Raw genomic sequence first — 22,965 nt, 5'->3', positions numbered from 1 at the left:
ATTCCCCTCTTGGTCGACCCGCTCCGTGCGCCGTGCCGGTTGCCGGCTGCGCCTCTGTGCGGGCGGCGGGCGTTCGCCCAGCCGCCTGCGGGCCGGTGCGAAAACCGCGCGGCCTCACCCTGTAGTGCGAAGTACGTCAACGAAATCGCCCAGAATCGGGCTGTTTCGTTCACGTTTTGCTCATTCGGCGTTCACGTTTCAGCCTGCGAAAAACAACACCCCCAGCAGCAGCGCGCACACCAGCGCGCCGGCGGCGAACACGATCAGCAGCGTGCGGCTCGCCCCCCCGCCACGGCCGAGCAGGGCCGGCAGTACGTCGTCGCCCGCATCCGCCGCCTGCGCCGGGCCGGCCGGCGCCCGCACCGCCTTGCGCGCAGTGATGCCATGGCTGTCGCGCATGGCCGAGAGCACGTTGCGGCGGCGCGCCCGGTACTCGGCGCGGGCGATGCGGCCGCCGTAATGCGCCTCGTCGAGCAGGCCCAGGTCGCGGTTGACCATGCGCTCGCGCTCGTTCATGGCAGTTCCCTCACCAGGCGCATGCCGACGTCCTTTTGTGCGCTGCCGTTGTCGGCACGCCGGCTGTCGACGGTGCAGTCGGACCAGTAGCTGGTGTAGCTGCCGCCGCGCACCGCCGTGGCGCCGCCGTCGGTCACCCATTCCCACACGTTGCCGGTCAGGTTGACCAGGCCCCACGGGTTGGGGCTGCGCCCGCGCGCGGCGATCGGCGCGCCGCTGCCGTCGTCCGCGCCTGCCGTCGGCGGGATGCAGTTGCTGTCCGGCGCCTGCTTCCAGCTGCCGCCGGCGCGCGCGGCGGCCAGCCATTCGGCATCGGTCGGCAGGCGGTAGACGTGGCCGCTGGAGGCGCTCAGCCAGGCCGCGTAGGCCTTGGCCTGGGCCAGGGTGATGTTGCTCACCGGCAGGCTGCCGGCGGAGCGGTCGTCCGGCGCGATCGCGGCGCATTTGCCGGTGGCGGCGCAGTAGCGGTTGTACTCGTTGATGGTGATTTCCGAGCGCGTCATGGCCAACGTCCTGCCGCCGGCGCGCACCACCACCAGCGCGGGTCCGCGCTGGCCGCCGATGGTGTCGAAACAGGCACGGCCCGCGCCGACCAGGTCGGGCGCGGCGCACGGATCACTGCCTGGCGCGGCGGCGGCCGTGGCGGCAGCCGGCTGCACGGCGGCGGCCTCGCCCGCACCGGTGGCGGCCTTCGCCGGCTTGCCGCTCGCCGGCTTGCCGGGCGTGGTGTTGGCGACCACCGGTGGCGCGAGCCCCGGCGACGCGGGGACCACCTTGTCCGGCTGCGCGGCGGCCTCCGGCTGGAGCGCGTCCAGCAACGCGGCCAGCGAGCCCTCGGGCAATTGCCCGCGCAACTTCATGTCGGCCTCCAGCGTGGCCAGCGCATCCGCGTCGGCGCGGCGCACCTGCGCCAGCTGCTGGTGCATGCGCTCCAGCTCGGCTGGCGCGACGGCGTGGCCGCGCGCCTTGACCAGCTCCGCCGCCAGGCCGTAGCGCGCGTTCGCGCGGGCTAGGTCCGGCCGCGCGCCTAGCGCGCCGATGGCGCGCGCGAGCACGTCGGCGGCGGACTGGTAGCGGCTCTTGCGGAACGCTTCGCGCGCCTGGCCCAGGTAGGCGTCGGCCAGCAGTTGCGGCCCTTCGCTGGCGAGGAACGGGTCCTGCGGCGCCAAGGCGCGGATGCGCGCCAGCGATTCCTGCGCCTTGGCGGTGTCGCCCGCCGCGGCGGCGCGCTTGACCGACTCGATGCGAGCGGCGACCTCCGCCGCGGCGCTCTCCTGCGCCAGGCGATCCTGCTGCTGCTTGTCCAGCGCGGCCAACTGCCCGCGCGCCGCCTTCAGCGGAGCCGACTGCGGCGCCAGGGTCAGGCCGAAGTCGACCAGCGCCAGGTCCTGCGGCAGGTGCAGCGGGTCGGTCTGGCGCGCCGCCGCCGTGGCGATGGCGCCGGCGAGCTGGTCGAGCAGCGCGCGGGTCGGCGCCGAGCCGTCGCCCTTGAGCGGCGCGACGGCCATGGCGACCTGGCGCTGCCAGTCCGCGCTCGCCTCCGGCCGGGCGATCAGCGCGGCCAGCGCGGCGCGCGCCTCCGGCAGGCTGGCCGCGGCATGGGCCGTGGGCGCCGCGGCCGCCACGGCGCCGGCGCCCATCGCCTCCAGTTCGGCCCGGCGCCGTTGCAGCCGCACGGAATCGGGGAACAGCTCGAGCGCCTGCTTCAGGTGCGCGGCCGCTTCGTCGGTGCGGTGCGCAGCCAGCGCGTCGCCGATGGCGATGTCGTACTTGAGCTCCAGCTCGGCGTTCTTGAGCAGGCTGCTGGAGGGGTCGATGGCGCGGATCTTCTGCAGCGTCTCGACCGCATTGCCGGGCTGGTCGGCGAAGATCGCGCCGGCCTCGATGCGCTGCGAGAGCTGGGTGTCCAGGCTGTTGAGCAGCTCGTTCTTCTGCTGCTCCATGGCGCTGCGGCGGATATCCAGCTGCGGCGAATAGAGCTTGAGCTGGTCGCGCAGCGCGAACAGCCGCTGCGCATGGGCATAGTCGTAGCGGCCCTGCGCGGGGTTCCAGTACGCGTCCAGGCGGGTCAGCAGGAAGCGCTGGATGAGGTCGCCCTGGTCGAGCACGATGCGCTTGCGCTCGTCGTCGCCCAGGCCGTCCAGCGCGGCCATCGCCTGGGTTTCGTCGGCGTAGCGCCGCGCGTCGGCCGGATCGAAGCGCGCGATCACCTGGGCCACCTTGCGCTGGTGCAGGTAGCGCGCCCCGCCCCAGCCGCCGGCCACCAGCACCACCAGCGCGCCGGCGCCCCACACCAGGTACGGGCCGATGCGCTCGCGCAGGCCGACCTCGCGCAGGCCGTCGACGAATTCGCTGGCGCTGCGCAGGCGGTCCTCGCTGCGGAAGGCCACCGCATCGCACAAGGTCTTGTACTGGCGCCGGGTCAGCCCAGGCACCGGCGGCGGCTTGCGGCCCTCGCGCATGGCCACTTCCGCGCTCACCTTGTCGAACGGATGCTTGCCGGTGAGCAGCTCGAAGGCCACGCAGCCCAGCGCATACAGATCGTCGCTGGGGGTGGGCTCGCCGCCCTGGATCATCTCCAGGCTGGCGTAGGCGGGAGTGAGCGCGCCGAGCGTGCCGGCATCGAACACGGTCTGCTCGCCGACCGCCTCGCCCATGTGCTTGCCGGCGCGCGCGATGCCGAAGTCGAACACCTTCGGGACGCCCTCGCGCGTGACCATCACATTGCCGGGCTTGAAGTCCGAGTGCACCACGCCGGCGGCGTGCGCGCGCTTGAGCGCCCAGGCCATGCCCTCCAGCAGAGGACGCGCCTTGGCCAGCGGCATGCCGTTGTAGGCACGTTCGCGGATCAGCGTCTTCAGGTCGGAACCGTCGACGTATTCCATCGTCATGAAGACGATGGTGCGGTCCTTGTCGAAGTCGTAGACGCGCACGATGTTGTCGTGCGCCAGCGACTGCGAGCGGCGCGATTCGCGCTGCAGCGCGATCAGCGAGTCGGGATGGCGGCGGAACTCGTCGTTGAGCACCTTGACCGCGACATAGGGGTCGCGGTCGCGCGCCTCGACCTTGCGCTCGTCGCGCGCCAGGAACACCACGCCCATGCCGCCGCGGCCGATCTCGCGCTCCAGGTGGAAGCGGCCCTTGAGCAACATGCCGACGGCGGCGTGGTCGCCGCCCTCGGCGCTGGCGATGCGCTCCCAGCTGGCGTTGTTGAAGCTGCTGCTGGAACTGGCGCCGTGGGTGCCGGTGGACTGCTCCGGCTCGCCGCCGTACGAGGCCGGCTTGACCACGGTGGCCTCGTCGAAGGCGGCCGCCGGCGCCGGCCGCGAGGCAGGCATCACCACGGTGGCGTCGGCCGCGTCCTCGGCCGCCGCCGCGCTTCCGGCATGGATCGGCACGACCCGGGTGGCGTCGGCCACGACTGCCCCCGGCCCGGCCTCGTCGTCGATGGCCGCGGCCGGCACCTCGTCGCCCACGCCGGCGGTCTGCGCGGCGACCAGGCGGGCCAGCAGCACGCGCCCGATCTCCGCCTCGAGCGCGCCCTCGTCATGCAGGCGGCGCACCAGCGCGATCTCGTCGTGGTGGCGGTCTTCCGGCACCGAGCCGCGCCGGGCCAGCGTGTCGAGCAGCACGGGCAGTGGCAGGTGGCCGTTGCGGAAGGCGGCGATAAGTTCGGCAAGCGTGTTCATGGAAGCTCTTCGTCAGTCCAGCAGCCGCGTGGGATCGCGGCCGGATCGCGCCGGGGTCAGCCGACCACCAGCATGGGTACTTCGTTGCTGCGCACCTGCTGGCCGTCCATGTACAGCGCCGAACGCATGGTGTAGCGGCCCTCCTGGATGCCCTTGGGCAGGTTGAAGTCGAAGTTGGTCTCGTACTCGCCGGTGCCGTCGATGGCGGTGGCGTCCTTGGTGACCGTGGTGAGCTGCTTGCCCTCGGGCGAGAACAGGGTCAGCTGCTCCTTGAGCTGGGGCGCCGCGGCGCGGGTGCCGCGGATCAGCGTGACGCGCGACTGCATCGCCGCCTTGCTGCCCGACTTGACCGTCTCGCCCGGCAGCAGCTCGCTACGGTAGGCGCCGATGGTGTTGTCCGCCGGCAGCGCGCCGCGGTCGCGCCTGTACTGCGCCTCCACGACCTGCGCATCCCTGACCTGGCGGCTGCGGTAGTTGTAGGCCATGCAGGCGAACACGCCGATGCCGGCGCCGATCGCGGCCCCCGCCAGGTGGCCCTTGCCCTTGCCGAACATCGACCCGGCCAGCGCGCCGATGGCGCCGCCCAAGGCCGGATTGCATTCGCTCTGCGCCTGCGCGCCGGCGTCGGCGTCGGAAGCGCCGCCGTTGGCCGTGCCTAGGCCGCCCATCTGCGCGCAGCCGCTCACCAGCGCAAGCACGCAGGCGGCCCCCAGGAGACTTGCGCCACGAATTCCACGGATACGCATGATTTCCCCCTCCCTCAGTTGATCGAGATGCTGCTCATCGCCTGCTGTTGCGCCTGTTGGGCCCGCTGCAGGAGCCGTTTGGCGGCCGCGTCGCCGGGATTGACCTGCAACGCCGCGCGGGCGTTGGCGATCGCCGCCGAGTAGTTCTGCTGGCTGAAGTTGCGCTCGCCCTCGCGCAGCAGCCCGGCGGCCACGGCCTGCATGCGGTCCGCCGGGTTGACGGAAGACGGTCCCGCTGCCGGCGGCCTGCTCGCGGGCGAGCGGTCGGCTGCCACCGCAACCTGCACCGGCTCCGGCGATGGAGCAGGCGCGTTGCTGCCGGCCGTGGCGGGGCTCGGCGAGGCGGGGACCGGCGGCGCGGCGGCGACCCTGGGCTGCTCCAGGTCGTGCTTTTCCTTGTCGACCGCGATGCGCTTCATGTCCAGCCGCGGCAGGTACAGGTGCAGTTGCGCGGGCAGCGCCAGCACCCGCTCGGCGGCGGCGTAGTCGCGGCGGCCCTGGGCGGGATTCCAGTAGGCGTCGACCCGATCGAGCAGGAAGGCCTGCACCCGCTCGCCCTCGTCGAGCATCAGCTGCTTGCGCTCGCCTTCGCCCAACCCGGCCAGCGCGGCGGCGGCTCCGGCCTCGTCGGCATAGCGCCGGGGGTCGTCCAGCCGGAAACGGGCGGCCACCTCGGCCACGTGCCGCGCGCGCAGTTGGCCGAACGCGAACCAGCCGGCAGCCGCCAGCACGGCGACGGCGACCAGCGCATAGGCCAGCGGGCGGCCCATGCGCTCGCCCAGGCCGACCTCGCGCAGGCCTTCGACCAGCAGGTCCGCGCTCTTGAGGCGCTTGTCGGCGGTGAACGCCACCGCGTCGCAAAGAGCGCGGTACTGCCGCCCGGTCAGCCCGGGCACGGCCGGCGGGCGCCGGCGCTCGCGCAGCGCGGTCTCCGCGCTGGCGCGGTCGAACGGGTGCTTGCCGGTCAGCAGCTCGAACGCCACGCAGCCCAGCGCGTAGATGTCGTCGGCGGGCTGCGGCGGCTTGCCCTCGATCATCTCCAGGCTGGCATAGGCGGGGGTCAGCGCGCCCAGCTTGCCGGCATCGAACACGGTCTGGTCCTCGGCCGCTTCGCCGGGCTGCTTGCCGGCGCGGGCGATGCCGAAGTCGAACACCTTCGCCACGCCCTCGCGCGTGACCATCACGTTGCCGGGCTTGAAATCCGAGTGCACCACGCCGGCGTCGTGCGCACGCTTGAGCGCGCGCGCCATGCCTTCGATCAGCGGCCGGGCCTGGGCCAGCGGCAGGCCGTTGCAGGCGCGCTCGCGGATCAGCGTCTTCAGGTCCGAGCCGTCGACGTACTCCATCGTCATGAAGACGACCGTGCCGTCCTTGTCGAAGTCGTAGACGCGCACGATGTTGTCGTGCGCCAGCGACTGCGAGCGGCGCGACTCGCGCTGCAGGGCGATCAGCGAATCGGGATGGCGGCGGAACTCGTCGTTGAGCACCTTCACCGCGACGTGCGGGTCGCGGTCGCGCGCCTCGACCTTCCGCTCGTCGCGCGCCAGGAACACCACGCCCATGCCGCCACGGCCGATCTCGCGCTCGAGCACGAAGCGGCCCTTCAGCACGCTGCCGACGGCGGCGTGGTCGCCGCCCGCGGCATCGGCCACGCGCTGCCAGCCGGACACGTCCACGCCGTCGGTGCCGCTGGCGGTGTGCGAGGTGGCCGTGCCGGTGCGCGTGCTCCCCTCCGGGGGCGCGGAGGCCGGCTTGACCACCGTCGCCTGATCCAGGGCTGCCGGCGTAGGGGCCGGCGGGGCCACGCGTGTGGCGTCGGCGGCGACCGCGGATCCGGGCCGCTCCACCCTCACCACCGTGGCCTGCTCGCCGACCGGGCCGGCAGCAGCCGCCGCGGCCTGCAGCGCCTGCAGCCGGTCGATGACCTGCTGCGCCACGCCGGCGTCGAGCCGGCCTGCCTCGCGCATCTGCGCGAGCCAGTGCAGCTCGGCGGCATGCTGCTCCGCCGGCACGGCGCCACGCTGCGCCAGGGCATCGCCCAGCAGCGCGGGCTCGTCCGCCTTGCAGGCGTGCAGCAGCGCGGCGAGGGCGGTCGCGTCCACGGCTGATCAGCCCTGCAGCCGCACGATCACGGCCGAGACGTTGTCGCGCGCGGCCCGGCCCATCGCGGTGGTGAACAGGCTCTGCAGCACGTCGCCGGGCACCTGCAGGCGGGCGCACTGCGCGTCGATTTCCTCGTCGGTCATTTCCTTGTTGATGCCGTCGGAACACAGCACGAACTGCATGCCGGGCCGGTTGCCGGCCACCACCCAGTCGACGAACAACCGTTCCTCGGCGCCGATCGCGCGGGTCAGCACGCCGCCGCCCGGTTGCGGGCGCGCGCCACCGCCGCCGGCGAACTGGGTGACCTCGTCCTTGACCCCATGCACGTGGTCGCGGGTGATCTGCCGCAGATGGCCGTCCTCGAAGCAGTAGGCGCGGCTGTCGCCGACCCAGCCGCACAGCATGAAGTCGGGGTCGTAGACCAGCAGCACCACGGTCGAGCCGATCAGGTCGACGCCGCGCACCGCGGCAACCTGGCGCAATTCGGTGTTGACCTGCGCGAGCGTGTCCTCGATCGACTCGATGAAGTCGAATACGTCGCCCGTGCGCGGCAGGGAGCCGAGCCTTTCGACAATGAGACCGCTGGCATAGTCGCCCGCCGAATGGCCGCCCAGCCCGTCGGCGACCACCCACAAGCCCACGTCCTCGCGCACCAGGATGGCGTCCTCGTTGTGCTTGCGGACCTTGCCGGTGTGGGTGTGCCCGGCGGACAGGTAATGCGCGGTCATGGCTGCACCTCGATCACGGCCAGCGGCCAGGGCCGCGAATGGGTGGGACCCAGCGCCTGGGCCAGGCTGGCCTGGGCGTCCTGGGCCGAGGCGGCGGCCAGCGCCTGCGCCAGCGTGGCCTGCGAGAGCTGCGCGTGCGCCGCGCCGGCCAGCAGCACCAGGCGGTCGCCGGGCATCAGCTCGCAGGCGACCTGCTCGCAGTGGGGCGCGCCGTCGGCGCCCAGACCCGGCGTCGCGGAGGCGGCCGCCCCGCCGAACAGCAGGTCGTCCAGTTCGCCGCAGCCGGCCGGCTGGGTCGGCGCGCCGGCGAACAGCGGCCGCAGCCGTCCGCCGCGCCAGTGCCAGGCGCCCGCCGTGCCGATGCGCAGCAGGCCGGCCTGGGTGCCGGCGACGCGCACGGCCGCCACCGCGCCGTCCTCGGCGACCCGGCCATGGCGCAGCAGCGGATGCAAGGCCATCAGGCGGGCGCGCAGCGCGTGCGTGCCGGGCGCGGCCTCGTCCGCCACGCCCAGTTCCGCGCCCACGCCCGCGGCGGCCGCCGCCGCGCGGCGACGCGGGTCGGCCAGGCCCACGTCGGCCGCCACCAGGGTGAGCGCGCAGGCCGGGTGGCTGACCACCGCGGCACCCGGCGCGGTCCGCACCAACAGTTCGGTCTGCAGCACGGGCGACACCGGCGGCGCGGACGCTTGCGCCTGGCGCACGATGCCCGGCACGGTCACGTCGTCGTCCGGCGCGCGCCTGGGAACCGGCACGGGAGACGGCTCGGCCACAGGCGTGGCCACGGGCGCGCCGGCCGCGGCGGGCGTCTGCCACGCGCCGGCGCGGCTGGCGTCGAGAAAGCCGGCATAGGCCTCCGCCGCCGGCAGGCCGCGGGTGGCCAGGATGCCGGGCGGCACTCGGCCGGCGCCCTCGCTCCACCAAAGGCACCAGGGCCCCTGCCCCGCCAGCCGCCGCCACAGCGCGACCAGCGCGGCGCTGTCGACGGCGCGCGCCGGCAACGGCAGGCGCCAGTGGTTCGCGCGGCTGAAATCGATGCCTTCGGCGGGATCGCAAGGCACGAAGGGAACGCTAGCCGGGCCGGGGAGCGCCGCCACCAGCGCGTCGAACCCCTCGGCATCCATCGGCGCGCCGCGCTGGCCCCGCTCGTGCACGCGCGCGAGCGCATCGAACCAGCCGGCGCTATCGTGCAGCAGCGGCTCGATCTGCGTCGGCGCGACCGGCGCGGCGATCACCATCGGGAAGCTGCGCCCGACCCGGTCGGCGGCCGGTCCGAACACGCCGGCCCAGGCGCCTTCGCCACAGGCCTGCGGCGACAGCGCGAAGCACCACGCCGGACTGGCTCGATAGGCTTCGGCCCAGCCTTCGCCCAGCGCCTCGCGGCTGGCGTGGACCGCCTGTTCGAAGTGCCTGTCCCAACGTTCCACGAAGGCGGCCGGCAGCCGACGCTGCACGAAATCGCCCGCCCCCGGCAGCTTGCCGAAGAATCCGACGCTGGCCGTCCCGGCTCCCCCCGTCGGGCCGGCCATCGTCAGCCCCCGCACCGGAAGCGTTGCACCTGCGTGTTGAGGAACGGGTTCTTCAGGTTGCTCGCCTGCACCACCAACTGCACCGCCTGGCCACCGAAGTCGAAGTGCGCCAGGTAGCGCAGGTCCGACTGGCGCGAGAGCTTGGCCGCCTGCAGCGCGTGGAAGAACGCCCAGTCGCCCTGGTAGTCGTAGCTGCTCAGCAGGTTGCCGCCGCTGTCCCAGGCCGAGACCTTGACCTGGCCGGGCGTGGGCCCGGGCCACTTCATCGCCATGCTGGCGTTGCCGCCGGGCTTGTAGTCGAAGGTCTGCCCGTCGATGGCGATGGCGAAGCGGCCGATGCCCGGCGCCAGCTGCGGCGCCAGCAGGGTGAAGCCGACCTCCGGCGTCGGGCTGCCGTTGCGGAAGTACATCTGCTTGATGGCGTCGGCCAGCTGCATCTGCGCCAGCATCGCGGCCGAACCGCTCACTGCGCCCGGCCCGCTCTTCCACTGCCAGGTGCGCCCGCTGGTATCGACCAGCTTGGCCAGCGTCTGTTTGAAAAAGCTGTCGTAACGCCCGCCGTAGCCGAACAGCTCCGCGAAGTTCTGCACCGGAATGTCGTTGCGGCTGTCCGGCGCGAACGGGTAGCGGCCCTGGGTGAAGGCCGCGCAATCCTGCGCCGCCGCCTGCTGGAACTGTTCGCCCAGTGCGCCCTTGGTTCCACTCGCCACCAGGGCCTGGCTTTTGCCGGTCAATGAGGCGACCCAGCCGGACACCGGCGGCGGCAGCTGCGCGGCCGCCTGCTGCGCCATCAGCAGCTGCGGGTTGGACTGGCCGGCCGCATCGCTGAAGTCGGTCATGGTGAGCAGGGTCTTGCTGAGCTGGTCGAGCACCGTCAGCGTCTGGTCGATCGGCGCCGTGCCGGGCGCGCCCGCGCTCAGCTTGTCGAGCGTCTCGAAGTGCGCGCTGATGGCGCTGCCGGGCGGCGCCTCCTCGGCGGCGCCGCCGGCGCTGCCGCCGACCTTGGCCAGCGCGCGGCCGAGCGCGTTCTGCGTGGCCTTCTTAGCGGCCGCGTCCTTGGCCGCGTCCAGCGCCTTGTCGCCGGCATCGGGCGTGGGCGCGCGCAGCATGTCGCTGGTGTTGGCGCCGACCACCTTGAGCAGCGACTTCAGCGGCGAACTCGGGCCGGAGAGTTTCGCGGCGATCGTGCTGGCGTCCTGGATGCTGGCGATCGGCTGCAGCTGCAGGTCGGCCAACAGGCCATCCCAGGCCTTGATGTAGTCCGTCTCGTACAGCGCCAGCACCTGGCGCGAGAGGCGCGCCTGCGCGATGGCGTCGATCGGCTCGGACCCGAACACCCAGTCGCCCGCGGCGAACTGCTTGACCGCCTCGCCCACGCCCTTGTCCGCCTCGATCGCGAACACCGGTTGCGTGTAGAGCGCCGGCAGCGGCTCGGACAGCAGCTTGCCGCTCTGCCGGCGGAACACGTTGCCGAGCAGGCCCAGCTCCTTGTCCAACTGCAGCGGCTTGCCGGCGTTCTCGGCCGAGAGCTTCATGCTGCCGTAGACCAGCGTGGACAGGTCGGCCGTGCGCAGCGTGGTGCGCGCCTGTTCCACCAGCGCCGGGTCCAGGGCCAGCGCACGCAGCTGGCCGGGTTCGTCCAGCAGCGCCTGGAAGTGTTTCGCCAGCGCCTGCTGCAGCACCGGTTCGTCCGGGAACACCTTGCGCCATTCCAGGTTGGCCAGGGCGGCCAGTTCGGCGGCGTCCAGATGCTTGGGCTGGCCCAGCATCAGATAGCCCTTGAGGTAGTAGTAAAGCGCCTGCGGGTCGGCCGCGCTGGCCGACAGGCCGGCGCGGAACTGCGCGCCGACGCCGGGCAGCAGCAGCGCGTTCAATTCGCGCAGGTAGGCCGCGTGCAGGCCCGCCTCCACCGCCTTGCCCTGGTAAAGGCCAAGCCGCATCGAAAGCGGGACGCCGCCCTGCGGCGCGGCCGCCTGGCTGACCGCGGACAAGGCCTCGAGCCGGTCGAGCACCTTGGCGAAGTACTGCTTGGGGGTCGCCGTGGCCTCCAGGTCGACGCCGGCCGGATAGCCCTTCAATGCGTCCTGCACCTGTCCCAGGTAGGCGCGGTTGCGCGCATAGCTGGTGGCGAAGCCGAAGCACAGCAGCACGGTCAGCAGCGCCATGCCCGCGTAGGCGGCCAGCTGCACGGCGACCTTGCACCGCTCGATCGCCGGATTGGTGCCGGCCAGGCCCGATTCGCGGAACAACACCTCCTTGAGCAGGCGCTCGACGAAGAAGGTGCGCCGCTGCGCGCCGGGCGGGTTCACCCGCGCGGCATCCAGGCCGAAGGTGCGCGCCACCGCGCCCATCATGCGGTCGATCGGCGTGCCTTCCTGCGTGCCGGAGGTGAGGTAGACGCCACGCAGCAGCGGCGGCATGCCGTAGGCGTGGGCGGCGAACACGCCCTCGACGAACTGCCGCGCGGTCTCGCCCAGCGCGGCCAGCTGCTGCGGGAAGGACAGCACCGACGCGCGGCGGCCGCGGTCGCGCTCGGCGTGCAGGCGGTCGAGCGTGCGCGTGTTGAGCCGGTCCAGCAGCAGGCGGTACTCGTCGGCGAAGGCCTTGGCGGCGCTGCCGTCCATGGTCTTGCCCAAGGGGAAGGACACGCCCCAGACCTGGCTGCGCAGCTCGGGGTTCAGGTCGTCGAAGAACTCGCCGAAGCCGGCCACCAGGTCGCACTTGGTCAGCACCAGGTACACCGGCACGCCGATCTTCAGGTGTTCGGACAGCTCGTCCAGGCGCCGGCGGATGGCGCGTGCATGGTCCTGCCGCGCGGCCTCGTCCAGCACCATCAGGTCGGACAGGCTCATCGCCACGATCACGCCGTTGATCGGGCGGCGCCTGCGGTAGCGGCGCAGCAGCTTGAGGAACTCGCCCCAGGCGGTCGAGTCGGCCGCACGGTCGGAGTCCTGCGTGGTGTAGCGGCCGGCGGTGTCCAGGAAGACCGCCTCGTCGGTGAACCACCAGTCGCAGTTGCGGGTGCCGCCGATGCCGCGCAGCGCTTCCTTGCCGAAGCGCTCGGACAGCGGGAAGTTGAGCCCCGAGTTCTGCAGCAGCGTGCTCTTGCCCGAGCCCGGCGGCCCGATCACCACGTACCACGGCAACGCGTAGAGGTTGCCGCGGCGATGCTTGCGCAGCATGTCGACCGCTTCGGCGAAGCGGCCCTGCAGCTGCGTACGCTCGCCCGCACTGCGGTTGTCGCCGCGTGCATCGTCGCCTTGCGCGGGCGCGGTGCCCTGCCCGGCCAGTTCGCCGGACATCCTGTTGGCCTTGCCGCGCGCGCGCAGCGCCTGCACCTGCAGCCAGGCGCCCCAGGCCAGCACGATCACCATGATCAGCAGCAGCCGCGCGACCGGGCTGGCCAGCGGCTGCGAATCCCCGATGCCGAGATAGGGGCCGCCCAGCCACACCAGCACCGACAGCAAGGCGATGCCGACCAGCGTGACGAACCAGGCGGATTTGAACAGGCTCAGCAACTTCGCCACGGCGTCAGGCCTCCGGGATGAACTTGATTTCCACGCGGCGGTTGCGCGTGCGGTTTTCCGGCAGGTCCGACGGCAGCGCGATCGGCTGCGAGGCGCCGGCGCCGGTCGACTCCATCCGGCCCGGGTTGTCCAGGCCCTGCGTGAGCACCTGCTGCACCGACTGCGCGCGAGCCGCCGACAGCGCGAAGTTGTCCTTGAACTTGAGCGAATGGATCGGCTGGTCGTCGGTGTGGCCGACCACGATCACGCGGCCGGCCACCTGGTTGAGCGCGGCGGTGATCTTGTGCAGCAGCGGCAGCTGGCGCTCGTTCACCTCGACGCCGCCGGAGGCGAACATGGCGTTGCCGGACAGGCGCAGCAGCGCCTGCCCATCGGGCCGTTCGTCGATGCTCAGCAGCCCGGCCGACTCCTCCGGCGCGAGCAGCTGCTTGAGGCTCTTGCGCGCCGGCGGCGGGCGGTGCGAGGTGTCCGGCGGCGCCGCGCCCTCCAGCCCGATCTTCGCCAGCTGGGCGTTGACCGGCGCGGCGGCATCGTTGAGCCGCGTGTAGAAGAACAGGAACGCCGCCAGCAGCACGCAGGCGGCCGCGCTGGCGATCACCCACAGCGGCACGTAGCGCACCAGCGGGTTGCGCCGGTCCTCCACGCCGCGCCAGTGCGGCGCGAGCTCCTGCGCGGCCGGCGCGCGCTGCTCCTTGATGCGCCGGTACAGGTCTTCCTGGATGTCGGCCAGCTTGGCGCGGCCGCCCGCCTCGATCTGGTAACGGCCGCCGAAGCCCAGCGCCAGGCAGATGTACATCAGCTCGATCAGGTCGATGTGTCGGGAGAAATCCCCGCACAGCCGCTCGAGGATCTGGAAGAACTTGGCGCCGCCGTAGGACTCGCTGTGGAACGCCACCAGCAGGGTCTGCTGCGCCCAGCCGCTGTGCTCGCCCCAGGGCGCGTTGAGCACCGACTCGTCGAGCATCGCGCACAGCACGTAGCGCGCCGCCAGCACGGTCTGCTGCGGCAGGTTGGCCGCCTGCGCCCGGCTCTCGAAGCGGCGCACCTGGGTGGTGGCCTGGTCGCGCAGGCGCGCGGCGTCGGCGGCGCCGGCGCTGTGGCGCACCTGCACCGCCAGCAACAGCAGCGGGCTGGCCGCCTGCACCAATGGATTCATGCCGCCGCCGAGGAAGCCGCTGATGTCCTCGGCGCTGGCCGGCGCCGCGTGTGCGGCAGCCGCGGGGGGCGCGTACGCCGCCGGTGCGGGTGCCGGCGCAGCGGCTGCCGGTGCCGGCGCGCCGCGCGGACGCACCACGGTGGCATCGCGCATGTCCTCGTCGAAGGGACCGTTGGTCGGGCTCATGGCGTCAGCTCCGGATCGCCCACAATTGCAGGTCGAGGCCGGCGAACTCGCTGCCGAAATGGAAGGCGATGCCGCCGGAGGTCTTCAGCTCGCGCCACATCGGCGAGTGCTTGTCGAACTCGAAGTAGAGATAGCCCGCGTTGTAGGGAATCTGCCGCGGCGCCACGGGCATCGGCGCGACCGCGATGCCCGGCAACTGCAGGTTGACCAGGTCGCGGATCTTCTCGGTGGGACCGATCTTGGCGTGCGCGGGCAGCTGCCGGCGCAGGTCCTCCGATTTCATGTCGGCCTTGGCCGAGAGCACGAAGGCGGCGGTGTCGAGCAGGCTCAGGTCCGGCACCACCGCCACCCATACGCCGTACTTGCGGGCCTGCAGCGGAATCGGCATGGCGGTCTGCTCCATCACCGCGCTCAGGGCGTTGCGCAGCGACACGATCACCGGCTCGAAGCTCTCGCGCAGCGCCTCGTGGCGGTAGGGCGGGAACAGCGGTGGGCGCTTGCCCGGCGCGGTGAAGGTGGCCAGCTCGCCGGCCAGCGCCACCAGCGTGCGGTAGAAGGCCTCGGGATGCTCCAGCGGGGCTTCCGCCAGATGTGCCACCAACGGCTGGCAGCGGTTGACCACCTGCAGCAGCAGGAAATCGGCGATCTCCGCCGCGCCGCCGCGGTCGGTCAGCGCCACGCGGCTGGCCAGCGCCTCGCCGCGCTGGTGCAGGAGGCCCAGCAGCTCGGTGAGGAAGGTCACCAGCCGCGGCACCGCCTGGCAGGAGAGCGCCGTGGGCATGAACGAGTCGTCCAGCATCACGCGGCGGTCCGCGCGGCACTCGACGATGCGCGCCAGCGGGATCTGCGCCAGGCCTTCCATCGGCTGCGACTGCGGCAGCAGGCGGCAGCTCATGCCGCCGACTTCCAGCGGAGTGAGCCCCTCGACACCGCCGGAACTGTCGCGCACCTCGGTCTCGCGCACGCGGTAGCGGAACAGCCGCTCGGCGGGCGCCTCCGGCCGGCCGCTGTCCGGCTGCGTGGGCGAGCGCAGCGGCAGGGTCAGGTAGACGGTCTGGTCGCGCCAGTTGGCGTCGACCTCCAGCGCCGGCGGCAGCGGGTCGTCGCCAGGCATGGCGAAGGGCGTGCCGTCCGGGAAGATGCCGCGCGCGCGGCGGATGCCGAGCTTGCCGATGGCGAGCAGGTCCGGCTCCAGTTCCAGCTCCTGGAAGCCCCAGGCATAGGGCCGCAGCGCACCGGCGCGCAGCTCCACGAAGCGCTCGAAGTAGCGCTCCTGCTGCTGCAGGTGCTGCGGGCGCAGGAACAGGCCTTCGCTCCAGACCACTTTGTTGTTTTGCGTCATGACCGACCTGTCTGCTGGTTGTCTGCTGCGTGGCCACGGGGCATCGGCTCTGGGCATGGGCGCCTTCCGGTCGGCCACCCTCCGGGCGTCATTCCCGCGGAAGCGGGAAATCCATCGGCTCTTTGCCTGCCACCACGGCGGATCCAGGCAAGACGAGAATGGATTTCCGCTTTCGCGGGAATGACGCGGCGGCCGCTCCGCGACCGTTCCTGGCTGACCCAAGCCCTGCCCGCCTTCCCGGCGCCTTCCCTCTAGTGCGTGTTTTTCACGTGAAAAGCGTCATCGGCCCTCACCGCTGCCGCGCCCGCGCCGATTTCAGCCGCGCCAGCTGCTCCTCGTAGGCGCGCGCGAACTCGTCGCCGAACAGGCGCCGGAAGCACTCGTCGGGATCCTTGGCCAGGCCGTCGAAGTTCTCGCGGTAGCGCTCCCAGTAGCGGCTCTTGCCGCCGAAGGCGGAACGCTTGCCGCCGTCGACCTCCTGTTCGAGCCGGTCGGGGTTGAAGTGCGCCAGCACCGCTTCGAAGCCAGCGCGCACGCCGGCCAGCATCGCCATCTGGTGGCAGCGGATGTCGTCGAAGGCGTCCTGGAAGGCGTCCGTGCCGGAGAGGAAGGCGCCGTTGGCGGGCGCAAGCAGTTTCTGCAGCGCCTCCTCGGCGTTGGGGGCGAATTTCAGCGGGTTGTTCTCCGAACGCTGGATCAGCGTCACCGGCAGGCGGAAGGTGTTCTTGATCTCCGCGCGCGCGCGCAGCACGTCCATCACGCCGTCCACGACGATGTGGAAGATGGCGTCCAGCCCGGGCGGCAGGCCGGCGCCTGGCGCCATCGGGGCCATCGGCGCGGCAGGCGGCGCAGCGGATACCACGGGCGCCGGCGCGGGTGCTGGCGCGGGGACGGGTGCCGGTGCCGCCTTGGGCGCGAAATCGCCCATCGTCAGGTCCCAGTTCTCCGGCAGCGCCTCGCGCGCGCCGGCGATGCCGGGCGGGTGGAAATGGTCGGCCATGCCGCTGGAATGGTTCCAGCTCGCTACCGGTGCCGGCGCAGGCGCAGCCGGCGCGCCCAGGGGCTCGTCCAGGAAGGCCAGCGGATCGAGCGCGCCTGCCGGCGCGCCGGCGACGGGGATCAGTGGCTCGTCCCGCCCGCCGCGTGTGGACGGCTGCGGTCCCGCAAACGGATCGAGGCCGAGGATGGCGTCGAGGAAATCGCCGCCCGGCAGCGGTGCCACCGCGGCCATCGCCGGCGCCGGCGTCATCGCTGGCTGCACCACGGTGGCGTTGTCGGCCTGCAGCCGCACCGCCACCTCGAAGGTGTCGATCTGCAGGCGGTCGCCGTCCTTCAGCGAGGCGGGGTCGCCCTTCATCAGTGGACGGCCGTTGAGCAGCATGCCGTTGGTGCTGCGGTCCTCGATGAAATACATGCCGTTGAGGCAGCGCACCATGGCATGCACGCGCGACACGCCGGCGGCCGCAAGCACCCAGTCGCAGTCGTCCGCGCGGCCGATGCTGCCGTCGCGGCCGTCGAAGGCTTTCTGGCTGCGCGCGCCGAACTGCGCGGCATGCGGGCCGAGCACGGCGAGCACCAGGGTCTGTGGATTGGGCACGCTCATCGTCTCCGTCAGTTCGCCGGGCCGCCGCCCAGCAGGCCCATGGCGCGGGCCATGAATTCGCCGCGGCGCTGCTCGAAGCGTTCCGCTTCCATGCCGGCCATCAGGTTGATCGCCGCCACCACCGCGCAGGCCGTGAGGTGCTCGGCGGGCGGTACGGGGGTTTCCTGGCTGGCCGGCGCGAGGCTGCCGCCGGACCAGCCCGCCGCGGCCGCCAGCCACGCGCCGATGGTGCGGTAGCCGCCGGCGTTGGCGAACTCGAAAGCCGCGCGCCGGTGGGTTTCGTCCGGCTCGCGCACCCACTGCTCGGCGAGCGCCGCGCCGGCCTTGTCCTCCAGCGACAGCGCCATGTCGCGCGCGCACTGGCAGGCCCAGGCCACTGCGTAGCGCTTGGGCAACAAGCGCGCGAGCAGCTTGAGCGCGTCCTGGGTCTCGCCCTCGGCGAGCAGCGCCTGCACCGCCTGCAACGGGTTCATGCGCGGATCCAGCCGCGCCCGCGCGGGTTCGGCCAGTTCCATCTGTTCGGCTGCCTGTACGACGTGGGACATGGGCGGCTCCTTATCCGATCATCACGATGCCGCCGGACACCTGGTTCATGCCGTCGCCCTTGAGCGTCAGCATCGGTGCCTTGACGGTGGCCATGGCACTGCCGGCCACTTCGACCATCGCATCCGAATGCACCTTGAGGCTGGCGCCCGCGCCGACGTCCATGGTGGCGCCGGCCTTGATGCCGACCTCGACCTGGCCCTCAACCTTGACCCCCATGCTGCCGGTGATCTTGATGTTGACGCCCTTGATCTCGATGTCGCCCGAACTCTTGAGCACGATGCTCGATGCGCCGGCGACCAGCTCGATCTCGCTGCCGGCGGAGAGCTTGAACTTCTGGCCGATGCTGGTGGCGCCGTTGCCGGTGACGTCCAGCTTGTCGTCGTTCTGCACCGTGATCTTGCGGTCGTGCTTGACCGTTTCGGTCTGGTCGTTCTCGACGGTGAGCGTCTGGTCGTGCTTCACCGTCACCGTTTCGTCGTGGTCGATGGTGACCACGTGGTCGTTCTCGACCTCCTCGTGCATGTCCTTCTGGGCATGGATGAAGAAGTCTTCCTCGCCCTTTTTGTCCTCGAAGCGCAGCTCGTTGAAGTCGGCGCTTTCGCCGAGCAGGCTGCGGCTCTTGATGCCGCTCTGGGTCTTGGTCGCCTGCAGGCCGTAGGGCGGCGTGTTGTCGGCGTTGTAGACGCTGCCGATGATCAGCGGCCGGTCCGGGTCGCCTTCGAGGAAGCTCACCACCACCTCCTGCCCCACGCGCGGCAGGCTCACCGCGCCCCAGCCCTTGCCGGCCCAGGCCGAGGCCACGCGCACCGGGCAGGAGCTCTTGGCGTCGGGCTTGTCCGGCTTGTTCCAGTGGAAGGTGACCTGCACGCGGCCGTGCTCGTCGATCGCGATGTCTTCGTCGGTGTCGCTGCCGGTGACCACCGCGGTCTGCAGGCCCACGATCGACGGCTTGGCGGCGCTCGGCAGGGTGCGGAACGGCCGGCTGCTCTCGATCGCCTGGAAGCGGCAGGCAAAGCCCGGCCCTGGCGCGCCGCCGCCGGAGGCGTAGCCACCGCCTTGCAGCTCCATGGTCGCGCCGATCACCAGGTATTCCTGATTGAGCTCGTCGCGCGGAAACCCGGTCAGGCTGAACAGCCCGCCGAGCTGGATGCCGCAGGCGCTGGTGGCGCCGCTGGAGTGCGAGCGCGACGCGCTGAGCGCCTCGGCGCGGACCTGCGCGTAATGCTGGCCGAGCTGCGCGTCGAAGTGTTCGCCCGGGAAGTCGAACAGCTCCGGCCCCTGTCCGCCGTGCCCTTCGCCGCCGCCCTTGGCCAGCAGCGAGGTCTTCGGCTTGAGCGGGTCGTAGTCGACCAGTTGCACCTTGGTCGCGTCGCGGCCGCGCGCCGGGATCCACTCGGAGATGGCCGCCTGCGGGCGCAACACGCTGTCGCGGGTCGTCGCATACGGCACCTTGTCGAAGTGGCTGGCCTTGGCGTGCGCGCCGACGCCATCGGCCAGCACCATCGTGTGCGTGCTGGCGTCGTGCGTGAAGTAGTAATAGATGCCCTCCTGCTCCATCAGCCGGCTGATGAAGTTCAGGCAGCTCTCGCGGTACTGCACGCAGTACTCGCGCTTGGCGTAGCTGGTGCTCAGGCTGAGCTTGACGTCGGTGTAGCCGGCATCGGCGAGCACCGCCTTGACGATCTCCGGCACGCTCTGGTTGGTGTAGATGCGGCAGTCGATCTTGTCGACCAGCAGCCAGGGCTTGGGTACCAGGCGCACGTCGTAGTGCGCATAGCGCAGGCCGTCGACGGTCTCGGCGCCGGTCTGCGCGGCCTCGCAGACGATGCCGGTGAAGTGGCGCTCGAAGCCGTCGCCGGTGGCCAGCTTCACGGTCATCGACGTGCCGAGCAGGCCGCCCAGGTCGATCCCTTCGTCGCGGCTGGCGAACTGCACCTGATAGGAGAACATGCGCCCGAGCTGCTCGTCGGCCGCCATGCTGGTGAACAGCAGCCCGTCGCATTGCGCCGAGGTCAGGGTGATCAGCTGGCTCATCGGGCATGACTCCGGGGTGCATGTGTCGTGCCCGCCCATGGCGGCACGCTTGAGATCGTGGCCTGCGATCGGGCACGGGAACCCCGGGCAGCGGTGCGGGGACGGCCTCGGCAGGTGCGGGGCGCGCCATCCGGGCGCGCGAGATGCCGTGGTGCGCGCGCGCTCATGCGGCTTCCCCTTCGCTGCTCGTCGCGCCCCGGCCCGGGCGCCGTGCCAGCACCACCCAGCCGGCCACCGCCTGGCCGGCTTCGCGGCGAAGCGCGTCGGCGACGATGCGCACGTCGCCGAAGCCGGCCGCGGCCAGCACGCGTTCGACGTAGCGGCGCGTGTGGCGGTAGCGGCCGCTGGGCGTGAGTTCGACGCGGTCGGCGTCCTCGTCCATCGCCTCCAGCGTGAAGCCCAGCCAGCCGCCCGGCCGCAGCGCGGCGCTGGCGGCGACGAGCGCCTCCTGCAGTTCGCCGAAATAGACCAGCGTGTCGGCCGAGACCACCAGGTCCCAGGCGCCGCGATGGCTTTGCAGATAACCGGTGAGCTCGGCCACATCCAGCGCGTCGTAGCCGCCGCGGACGCGGGCTTTCTCGACCATGCCGCCGGACAGGTCCACGCCCGCCAGCCGGCGCGCGTACGGGCGCAGCAGCGGTGCGCAGAGGCCGGTACCGCAACCGGCGTCGAGCACGTCGAGCGCGCCCGCCGGGACACCGAGCACGCCGCCGAGCGCGTCCACCAGCACCTGCGGCGCACGGTAGTCCAGGTTCTTCAGGAGCTGCTCGTCGAAGCTGTCGGCAAAGCCGTCGAACAGCTCCCGCACGTAGGCGTCGGCGGCGCGCGGCGGCGCGTCGGCCCCGCCGCAGGCGGCCAGCATGTGCCGCGGCACCGGGTTGTCCGGCTCGCGCTCGAGCCAGTCGCGGTAGACCCGCCGCGCCTCGTCGTGCCGCTTGAGGGCGTACAGCGTCACGCCCAGCGCCTCCAGCGCGCGCAGGTTGCGCCCGTCCCGTTCGAAGGCGCGGCCGAAGCATTCGGCTGCCTGCTCCAGGTGTTCCATGTTCTGCGCGTGGTTGCGCAGGAACAGGCCCATCAGGTAGTGGCCGCGCGCCTCGTCCGGCGCCTTCTGCAGCAGGCCCCCATAGGCCTCGAAGGCTTCGTCCAGGCGCGACTGCACCTCCAGCACCACGGCCAGGTTGCCCAGCGCGTTGTGGTGGTCGGGGGCGCATTCGAGCGCGCGGCGGTAGCAGGCTTCCGCCTCCGCCGGCCGGCCGCACTCCTTGTGGATGTTGCCCAGGTTGTTGTGCGCGTCCGGATGGCGCGGGGTGATCTTCAGGGCGGTGCGGACGAATTCCACCGCCTCGTCGCTGCGGCCACGCTGGTGGCACAGCACGCCCAGATAGTGCAGCGCGTCGGGTTGGGCGGCATGCAGGTCCAGCACTTCGCGATACAGCTGCTCGGCGGTGTCCAGGTCGTCCGCCCGATGCGCGCGCATCGCCTGCTGCAGCACGCTGCGGTGGTCCCGCACGGCACGGCGCAGCGTCAGGTTGTCCGACAGGGATCCACTCATCGCCATCAGCCGATCAGCACCGTGAAGCACCCCAGCACGATGGTGCCGCCGTGTGCGCAGCTGTCGCCCAGGCGCGCGGCCGGCTGGCCGCCGATCAGCACCTTGGGCGAGCCCATCACGATGCTGTCGGGCGGCCCCACGCAGGTCGCCATGTCGCCCAGGCGCGCCGCCGGCAGGCCGCCGATCAGCACCTTGGGCGCGCCGGGCGCGGCGACCGGGCCGCCGACGTGGGGCACCACGCCGGTGACCATCGGGCAGACGTGCATGTCGGTGAGGCGGGCGGCGGGCTGCATGCGGATTCCTCGGCTGAACGTGTAGCGGCCCGACCAGGCGGCGACGACGCGCCGCGCCGTCCTGCCCATGGCGCCATGGGCGGGACGGATCCACCGGGAACGGCATCCGGCCTCGACTTCGGCCGCCTCGCACAGCAGGCGACATCCCCTGGTGGCGGCACGCCGGCCGGGCCGGCCAGCGTTGCCTATAGGTGAATCCGTAAAACCCCGGCAAATCCTGTCACGCGACCTTCACGGCCATTCGGCGCCCGGCCGGCCCCTGCCTCGCTGCCAGGCCGGGGCATGGGCGCGCGCGCCGCGGGCCGCGGCTTGGGAGGACGGCCCGGGGCACGGGGTGGCGCTCAACCGGTGACCAGCAGGTCCTCGCGCAAACGGCCGATCATGTCGGTGGTCGCCAGGTTGAGGTTCCAGATCGTCGCGCAACGGTTGGGATCGGCGAAATCGATCATGACGATGTTCGGCATGAAGGACTTCGAGACCCGGTTGATCGCCTGGGGAGGGAAGCCGGCCGCACGCCACTGCTGATGGAGCACGCCGGCACGGGCGACGATGTGGTCCTTCACCCCCGCCTTCCAGGCATCGGTCAGCGCCTGCTGCGACGAGGACCACATGCCCTTGTCGCGCTTCTCGATGCTGTAGAAAAGCTTGTGCAGGCCTTCCTTCCAGTTGGAGGTCAGCGTCCAGTACATCATGCCCAGCAGCTCGGGGCTGCTTATCGGCCCCTGCGAAAGGATCTTCTGCTGCTTCTTGAGGTTCTTCTTCTTGTCGCCGGTGTTCGAGTAGCTGCCGAAGTACTGCAGGCCCCATATGTGCTCGCTGTATTGGGCGTGCCCGGTGCCTTCCTTGTTGAACAGCGCCTTGACCGGCAGGATCCCGGGCGTGCTCTTCAACTGCGCCGGGAATTTGTCGAAATCGCCGCGATCGAAGACGGTGATCACCTTGCCCTGCAACGAGGCGATCGTCGCCACGTTGAGGTTGACGTTGGACGCGAACCGCTGCGGCCCGAGCTTCAGGATGCACTGGTTGGCCACGTCCACCATGTCGCCGCATTTGGAGAAGCGCAGGATGAGGAACTCCTCCGGGTTCTTCATCACGAACTCGCGCGCCTGGTCGAGCATCTGCGAGAGCCGGTCGCCGCCGACGTCGCCGCCCGTCTTGGGGGTCTGGTAGGCGCCCAGCTTCTTGTCTTCCTTCTTGTTGAACCCGGGCGCGTGATAGGCCTTCTGCTCCAGGCCGTTGGCGGTCTTGACCTTGATGATGCGCAGGTCGAAATAGCGCACGCCCGCCTTGGCCTGCTCGCCGATGCTCAGGTTCTGCGTCTTGACCACGCTGCCCAGATCGTTGCCGTAGATTCCCGCATCGTGCGTGCCGGGAAAGATGACGTCACACAACCGTTTGTTCGCAAAAGCGCCAAAACC

The 22,965-nt window shown here is 71.6% G+C and carries 15 protein-coding genes; all 15 read right to left on the bottom strand.

The window, feature by feature from the left end; all coding sequences use genetic code 11:
* Positions 1 to 198: 198 nt before the first annotated feature.
* Positions 199 to 516 carry a hypothetical protein gene (locus tag VGU03_RS05630; protein ID WP_327479243.1) on the bottom strand — a complete coding sequence of 106 codons (318 nt, stop codon included), beginning with the start codon at positions 514 to 516 and terminating at the stop codon, positions 199 to 201.
* Positions 513 to 4,205, bottom strand: a complete 3,693-nt coding sequence (locus VGU03_RS05625) for a bifunctional serine/threonine-protein kinase/formylglycine-generating enzyme family protein (RefSeq protein WP_327479241.1) — start codon at positions 4,203 to 4,205, stop codon at positions 513 to 515. Before VGU03_RS05625 ends, VGU03_RS05630 begins: the two co-directional genes overlap by 4 nt.
* 56 nt (positions 4,206 to 4,261) lie before the next feature.
* A complete protein-coding gene (locus tag VGU03_RS05620) occupies positions 4,262 to 4,951 on the bottom strand; it encodes a hypothetical protein (RefSeq protein WP_327479239.1) in 690 nt (229 codons plus the stop codon).
* A 14-nt stretch (positions 4,952 to 4,965) separates the two neighbouring features.
* Positions 4,966 to 7,053 (bottom strand): serine/threonine-protein kinase, encoded by a 2,088-nt coding sequence (locus VGU03_RS05615; RefSeq protein WP_327479237.1) that lies wholly within the window; start codon positions 7,051 to 7,053, stop codon positions 4,966 to 4,968.
* Positions 7,054 to 7,059: 6 nt separating this feature from the next.
* Positions 7,060 to 7,782, bottom strand: coding sequence for a PP2C family serine/threonine-protein phosphatase (locus VGU03_RS05610; RefSeq protein ID WP_327479236.1), 723 nt, complete (start codon positions 7,780 to 7,782; stop codon positions 7,060 to 7,062).
* On the bottom strand, positions 7,779 to 9,308 hold the full coding sequence (gene tagF / locus VGU03_RS05605; RefSeq protein ID WP_327479234.1) for a type VI secretion system-associated protein TagF: 1,530 nt from the start codon (positions 9,306 to 9,308) through the stop codon (positions 7,779 to 7,781). The genes VGU03_RS05610 and tagF overlap by 4 nt, the downstream gene beginning before the upstream one ends.
* Before the next feature lie 2 nt (positions 9,309 to 9,310).
* On the bottom strand, positions 9,311 to 12,835 hold the full coding sequence (gene tssM, locus VGU03_RS05600) for a type VI secretion system membrane subunit TssM (protein WP_327479232.1): 3,525 nt from the start codon (positions 12,833 to 12,835) through the stop codon (positions 9,311 to 9,313).
* A 4-nt stretch (positions 12,836 to 12,839) separates the two neighbouring features.
* Entirely contained in the window at positions 12,840 to 14,177 is a 1,338-nt protein-coding gene (gene icmH / locus VGU03_RS05595; protein ID WP_327479230.1) for a type IVB secretion system protein IcmH/DotU, read from the bottom strand.
* A 4-nt stretch (positions 14,178 to 14,181) separates the two neighbouring features.
* Positions 14,182 to 15,519, bottom strand: coding sequence for a type VI secretion system baseplate subunit TssK (gene tssK / locus VGU03_RS05590; RefSeq protein ID WP_327479228.1), 1,338 nt, complete (start codon positions 15,517 to 15,519; stop codon positions 14,182 to 14,184).
* 289 nt (positions 15,520 to 15,808) lie between these two features.
* Positions 15,809 to 17,116 carry a type VI secretion system-associated FHA domain protein TagH gene (gene tagH / locus VGU03_RS05585; protein ID WP_414655933.1) on the bottom strand — a complete coding sequence of 436 codons (1,308 nt, stop codon included), beginning with the start codon at positions 17,114 to 17,116 and terminating at the stop codon, positions 15,809 to 15,811.
* Positions 17,117 to 17,130: 14 nt separating this feature from the next.
* Positions 17,131 to 17,667, bottom strand: coding sequence for a DUF6931 family protein (locus tag VGU03_RS05580; RefSeq protein WP_327479224.1), 537 nt, complete (start codon positions 17,665 to 17,667; stop codon positions 17,131 to 17,133).
* A gap of 10 nt (positions 17,668 to 17,677) precedes the next feature.
* A complete protein-coding gene (locus VGU03_RS05575; protein ID WP_327479222.1) occupies positions 17,678 to 19,702 on the bottom strand; it encodes a type VI secretion system Vgr family protein in 2,025 nt (674 codons plus the stop codon).
* A gap of 163 nt (positions 19,703 to 19,865) precedes the next feature.
* A complete protein-coding gene (locus tag VGU03_RS05570; RefSeq protein ID WP_414655932.1) occupies positions 19,866 to 21,254 on the bottom strand; it encodes a tetratricopeptide repeat protein in 1,389 nt (462 codons plus the stop codon).
* 5 nt (positions 21,255 to 21,259) lie between these two features.
* Entirely contained in the window at positions 21,260 to 21,547 is a 288-nt protein-coding gene (locus VGU03_RS05565) for a PAAR domain-containing protein (RefSeq protein ID WP_327479220.1), read from the bottom strand.
* Between the two features lie 341 nt (positions 21,548 to 21,888).
* Positions 21,889 to 22,938: a hypothetical protein gene (locus VGU03_RS05560; protein WP_327479218.1), complete on the bottom strand. Its 1,050-nt coding sequence runs from the start codon at positions 22,936 to 22,938 to the stop codon at positions 21,889 to 21,891.
* Positions 22,939 to 22,965: the final 27 nt, after the last annotated feature.

Source organism: Frateuria sp. (genome assembly GCF_035944355.1).
GTDB lineage: Bacteria > Pseudomonadota > Gammaproteobacteria > Xanthomonadales > Rhodanobacteraceae > Frateuria_A.
Note: the sequence above shows the minus strand (reverse complement) of the source record. Positions and strands in the feature narration are given on the sequence as shown.

Excerpts from the sequence above, each read along its gene's own strand:
- VGU03_RS05630 (WP_327479243.1), bottom strand. The coding sequence starts at position 516 with ATGAACGAGCGCGAGCGCATGGTCAACCGCGACCTGGGCCTGCTCGAC.
- VGU03_RS05625 (WP_327479241.1), bottom strand. The coding sequence starts at position 4,205 with ATGAACACGCTTGCCGAACTTATCGCCGCCTTCCGCAACGGCCACCTG.
- VGU03_RS05620 (WP_327479239.1), bottom strand. The coding sequence starts at position 4,951 with ATGCGTATCCGTGGAATTCGTGGCGCAAGTCTCCTGGGGGCCGCCTGC.
- VGU03_RS05610 (WP_327479236.1), bottom strand. The coding sequence starts at position 7,782 with ATGACCGCGCATTACCTGTCCGCCGGGCACACCCACACCGGCAAGGTC.
- tagF (WP_327479234.1), bottom strand. The coding sequence starts at position 9,308 with ATGGCCGGCCCGACGGGGGGAGCCGGGACGGCCAGCGTCGGATTCTTC.
- icmH (WP_327479230.1), bottom strand. The coding sequence starts at position 14,177 with ATGAGCCCGACCAACGGTCCCTTCGACGAGGACATGCGCGATGCCACC.
- tssK (WP_327479228.1), bottom strand. The coding sequence starts at position 15,519 with ATGACGCAAAACAACAAAGTGGTCTGGAGCGAAGGCCTGTTCCTGCGC.
- VGU03_RS05580 (WP_327479224.1), bottom strand. The coding sequence starts at position 17,667 with ATGTCCCACGTCGTACAGGCAGCCGAACAGATGGAACTGGCCGAACCC.
- VGU03_RS05575 (WP_327479222.1), bottom strand. The coding sequence starts at position 19,702 with ATGAGCCAGCTGATCACCCTGACCTCGGCGCAATGCGACGGGCTGCTG.
- VGU03_RS05570 (WP_414655932.1), bottom strand. The coding sequence starts at position 21,254 with ATGAGTGGATCCCTGTCGGACAACCTGACGCTGCGCCGTGCCGTGCGG.
- VGU03_RS05565 (WP_327479220.1), bottom strand. The coding sequence starts at position 21,547 with ATGCAGCCCGCCGCCCGCCTCACCGACATGCACGTCTGCCCGATGGTC.